The organism is Ornithinibacillus proteolyticus (assembly GCF_039581225.1).
Lineage (GTDB): Bacteria > Bacillota > Bacilli > Bacillales > Amphibacillaceae > Ornithinibacillus > Ornithinibacillus massiliensis.
In genome coordinates this window covers 1-4690 of sequence record NZ_JBCPXV010000089.1, presented here as the reverse complement: position 1 = coordinate 4690, position 4690 = coordinate 1, and the positions used below count along the sequence as shown (strand labels likewise).

The 4690-nt window shown below is 32.8% G+C and carries 5 protein-coding genes; 3 read left to right on the top strand and 2 right to left on the bottom strand.

Annotation, left to right across the window (positions count from 1 at the left end; genetic code table 11):
* Positions 1-134: 134 nt before the first annotated feature.
* Positions 135-665, bottom strand: a complete 531-nt coding sequence (locus AAIB49_RS19435) for a GNAT family N-acetyltransferase (RefSeq protein ID WP_343459006.1) — start codon at positions 663-665, stop codon at positions 135-137.
* Positions 666-823: 158 nt separating this feature from the next.
* Complete coding sequence (locus AAIB49_RS19430; RefSeq protein WP_186871449.1) at positions 824-1780, bottom strand: acetamidase/formamidase family protein; 957 nt, start codon at positions 1778-1780, stop codon at positions 824-826.
* Positions 1781-2262: 482 nt separating this feature from the next.
* On the opposite strand from AAIB49_RS19430, the gene AAIB49_RS19425 reads away from it, so the two are divergent.
* The 3 genes from AAIB49_RS19425 to AAIB49_RS19415 all read left to right on the top strand — a co-directional run bounded on the left by AAIB49_RS19425 (position 2263) and on the right by AAIB49_RS19415 (position 4337).
* On the top strand, positions 2263-2991 hold the full coding sequence (locus AAIB49_RS19425; RefSeq protein WP_343459007.1) for an alpha/beta fold hydrolase: 729 nt from the start codon (positions 2263-2265) through the stop codon (positions 2989-2991).
* A gap of 59 nt (positions 2992-3050) precedes the next feature.
* Positions 3051-3719, top strand: a complete 669-nt coding sequence (locus tag AAIB49_RS19420) for a CPBP family intramembrane glutamic endopeptidase (protein WP_343459005.1) — start codon at positions 3051-3053, stop codon at positions 3717-3719.
* A 141-nt stretch (positions 3720-3860) separates the two neighbouring features.
* Positions 3861-4337: a GNAT family N-acetyltransferase gene (locus tag AAIB49_RS19415; protein ID WP_343459004.1), complete on the top strand. Its 477-nt coding sequence runs from the start codon at positions 3861-3863 to the stop codon at positions 4335-4337.
* Positions 4338-4690: the final 353 nt, after the last annotated feature.

Below are 4690 nucleotides of genomic sequence, written 5' to 3'. Positions count from 1 at the left end.
TACCGCCAAAATGGGTAAATCTAGTTTAGGAAATGGAAATGATTTCAAAAAACTGGTTCCAAGCAATTTTCAATCGCTTAGAACCAGTTTTTTATTACTTTCTGGCTAGTTTTGTCCCAGCCTCTTTGAACTTACTAATCAGTTACTAATTTTGAATACATATTTAGATCAATAAACGTGTCTTTTGATCTTTCCGATTTTCTTAGAGTACCTTCAAATTGAAAATTCAACCTTTCAACAAGCTTAATTGAATTTTTGTTATCAGGTTCAATTTTTGCTTCAACCCTATTGAAATTAAGATTATGAAACGCATAATTTACTAGTGTAAGGACAGCTTCTGAAGCAAATCCGTTACCCCAATATTCTTTACTAATTTCATAACCAATCTCTGCTTTTAAATTTTCAAAGTCTAAGGAGTTGTAACCACAAGAACCTATAATTTGGTTGGACTCTAAAAGAAAAATGGAGTATCGAATAGCTTTGTTTTCTTGAGATAACATGTCAAGCATTTCAATCATTTCTATTGCTTGACTTTCATCTGTGAAACTATTAATATTCATAAACTTTGTTACATCGGGATCAGACCAGATTTTAAATAGACTAGAAGAATGGGATACTTCCATTTTTTTCAGCAGTAATCTTTCTGTTCGTAGTTCGGTAATCAATATTTTAGCCTCCAATGTGTATTATTTTATTATGAGGTTTGGAATATTGATATCTGCGCATAGTTCAGTCCCTTCACATAAAAGTCAAAATAATTATAACAAAAAAATGATTGGATTACTTGATTACTTGTAATAAGGATTAATTTTTATGGCGTAAACTATCTTAATGCATCAAACGGAAGAAATGCATGAACTCCTTTTGCAGTATTTACGATTTGGGTAACTCTTAAGTCAACAACTAACGAAGCATATGCGTATGCTTCTGTTCGAGATATATTGTATAAATTTGATATAAGTTGTAGCATGTCATCTAAAGCAATCCACATTGCTTCCTCTAGGTTTTCGTGAAATGCCATCGTAAGCCATCCATCCTTAGTTTTAGCCATAGGTCTTTGTATTGGAAAATCGTCTAAAACATTAAATGTCAAACTGACTTTTTCCATAGGACATTCTAATGCGGGACCACTAACTTCACCATCTCCTTGTGCAGCATGCCCATCTCCTGTAGAAAACAAACCGCCCTCTACTTCAATTGGTAAATACAATATGCTACCGGCTTGTAACTCTTTGCAGTCAATATTTCCTCCGGTTGACCGGGGTGAAATGGTGGTATGTTGTCCTGGTGTAGACGGTGGCATACCCATAATTCCCATGAAGGGAGTCAGCTTTACTGTGAAATCAAAATTTCCAAATTGGCTTTTTCCAATCATTTGATTAGTATCTAATTCAAAGTCTAACATTACTTCTTTTTCTTCAACCATTCCTAATCTCTGATTCCAGTAGCTAGGGAACCCACCTGCTGAAGTCCATCCCCACAACCCAGGTATAATTTCATTAATCTGAACTTCTAAAGTTTGCCCTGGGCTTGCTTGCTTAATATTGATAGGACCAATTAATGAATGACCAAACCCCTTAGGTATCCGGTGTGGCTGAACATCGCTAAATCTTTCTCTAGGTTCACCTATTGCTTTCCGTTTCGCAACACCCCATGCGCTGTCCAGTGTTTTAAAATGAACGGTATCTCCTGAATCTATTTCTAATGCAGGTTCTAAATCTTTACTGAAGAAGCCGTGGAGTGATTTAGAACTCGGGCTTAATTGGTGAATTTTTGTCATAATTGAAAACCTCCTTCTAAAAATATGATTGTAAAGTTTTCGTAACGCTAATTTTTTTGAGAGATAATAAGGTACTTACCTTACCTAAAAATGTAGAAACGGTTGTCACAAGCAAGCTTGCAAGTATTCTTTGTTAAAAACACTGCAAATTCTACTACGTATTAGAAATAAAAGAAGATTGGCTATGTTATTTATTACTGATTACTGACCTCTTATATATAATAATTGAAATATCTAATTATTTCAATTAAAATTACGCTATGATTAATTTTAAATTACTCTACGAAGTAATAACAGTATACTTTCAAAAAATATGAAAATAAAAGGAGTGGAAAAAACGAAATAATGAACAAAAAACTCTATATGTTTACATTTTGTATTACTACACGTTCGCCCACAAACAATTCTAGAAAATAGAAGGAATTTTTCATATTTAAATGGAATTTATTTGCAAAATAATAAAAAGGGGAGTATGAGTGAAAATGGATAGTAATCTAGTAAGTAATAAAGGTACATTAATTGAAATTATAGACAGCAAGTCAAATTCAACAAAAAACGAAACACCTTTCGTTATCGTTCCAGGTCTTTCAGAGTCCGCAGAAGATTATATTCCTCTAATTCAATCGCTATATCCTAGGAGATGTATTGCAATTTCGCTAAGAGGAAGGGGAAAAAGCGATGATCCTGAAGTAGGATATACGTTAGAAGATCATATAAGTGATATTGATGCAGTGATTAAACACCTTAAAATAAATGAATTGATCATTATGGGCTATTCAAGAGGAGTTTCCTACACATTAGGGTATGCTCTAAGCAATTTAAATTCAATTAAAGGTCTAGTGTTGGGGGATTATCCTGCTTATCACTCCCAACTCCCGACTAATTGGGTAGAGCAATTTACCGCTTTACCTATTTGGAGAGGTAAGCCTTTACCAGAAAGGATGAAAATACATTCATTATATGGAATTCAAAGAGAATCAAAGCAAGTATCATTTTGGGATAGATTAGGCAATATTCTGTGTCCTGTTCTTATTATTCGAGGTGGGAAAACTGGGTCACTACTATCACCAAAAGATAGCAATCAATATTTGGAGAGATTTCCAAATTCTAACTTAGTTGTATTGGAGGATTCCGATCATAATATATTTGAACCTAACATAGAAAATCTTCTAAAGGAGTTGAAAGAATTCTTTGTACTGGTAGAATCATAATAAACTATTATTATTTTGTAGAATTCATGAAGTAAGAGAGGCATGATTTTATAAGAGAAATGGGGGAGCTTCTAATAAACGCAAGTGTAAATAAAAATTATATCTGGGTGTATTTCATAATATTCTTTATCCTATGGTGTATTAGAGAGATATGGTTAGTTCAATATTTAGATTTGTTAGATTCTATACCGAGAACATTAGTATCAGCCATAGTTAAAATAGTAATCTGGATTGTTCCAGTTATATATTTAATTAGACTGATAGAACAAAGAAATGCATTTTCCTATTTAAGGTTACGTCAAAACGATAGAAAAGGTTTGAAATGGGCCGGATGGGGATCTGTCGTTTTCATATTCTATTTTGTAGTAGTAAACTTTTCTGTTTTAGAGCAAGTTGATTTTCAATTAGGGTTTAACCAATGGCTTAATACAATTCTATTAGTTGGAATAACCGAGGAAATTGTCTTTAGGGGGTTTATATTAAGAAAACTTATGGATTCATTTCGATTTTGGGTAGCGAATGCCATTACAGCTTTACTCTTTGTATCGATTCATTTCCCTATTTGGTTTTATAAAGATATGTTCGGATTCCCTTATGTTTTAGGTTCTATATTAAATGTCTTTGTAATGGGGATTATTTTTGGATTTGTGTATAAAAAGAGTAATTCGCTTTGGTCTGTCATTATTCTTCATTCTTTGTATAATTTGCTAGTAACTGTTTTCTACTAAGGTACAATTGGTAAATATGATGAATGATCGCCTCTTATAATCAGCTTATTTCAAAAGAAGAAACGGAGGTTAATGTCATATAGTTGTTGGTATTAGATGGACGCAAACAGTAATTTAAATAGATGAGGAAGGATTTTGTTTATGCAATCAATAGATGAAGTTAAGTTGGAGCATTTTTCGAATGAGCATATGAAGGAATTAGCTACTTTTGAACTTCCTGAAGAACAAGCACAATTTACGGCATTACCATATAAATATAAGGTAGTGAAGGAAGGGCAGCATCGTATTGTCTTACTATGTGGAAATAAGCCAGTTGGTTTCTTTCTATTACACTCCACTGATCGGATAAAGGAGTATTCAAATAATCCCAATGCTATGTTATTAACGACACTGTCTGTTAATTATGCTGAGCAAGGTAAAGGATATGCTAAACAAGCAATGCTCCTTCTACGCGATTTTGTTAAAAGTGAATTTCCTAGCTGCAATGAAATTGTATTAGCGGTTAATCATAAAAATTTTCCCGCTCAGAAATTATACTCAAAAGTAGGGTTTAAGGATACGGGTAGGAGAAAAATTGGTCGGATTGGTGAACAGTTTATTTTTAATTTGGATTTATAAATTTTACTAGCAAACATAAGGAAAATTGTAATGTAACGAAACACCGATGTTTGTTAGTTCTATCTACTTATAAATCTACTATTTTGTAATAAGTTTTACTTATATGTTCCAATATAAAAATAGTATTTTAAAAATTCATCTGAATGAATTTCATAATTCTTAGTCCATGTCTCCCAACGGTTTTGAGAGTTGAAAAAAGAAGCACCTCCCCAAATCTTGTATAATAGTAGTTGACTATACAACCATAAAAAGACTGAAGGAGTGCTTCTTATGACCATTATACGACAACCAAGTTTATTTGGCATCCAGGAATTATATGACATGGAGCCTACCCAAAAATATGATGCCATTAT

Excerpts from the sequence above, each read along its gene's own strand:
- AAIB49_RS19430 (WP_186871449.1), bottom strand. The coding sequence starts at position 1,780 with ATGACAAAAATTCACCAATTAAGCCCGAGTTCTAAATCACTCCACGGC.
- AAIB49_RS19420 (WP_343459005.1), top strand. The coding sequence starts at position 3,051 with ATGGGGGAGCTTCTAATAAACGCAAGTGTAAATAAAAATTATATCTGG.
- AAIB49_RS19415 (WP_343459004.1), top strand. The coding sequence starts at position 3,861 with ATGCAATCAATAGATGAAGTTAAGTTGGAGCATTTTTCGAATGAGCAT.
- AAIB49_RS19425 (WP_343459007.1), top strand. The coding sequence starts at position 2,263 with ATGGATAGTAATCTAGTAAGTAATAAAGGTACATTAATTGAAATTATA.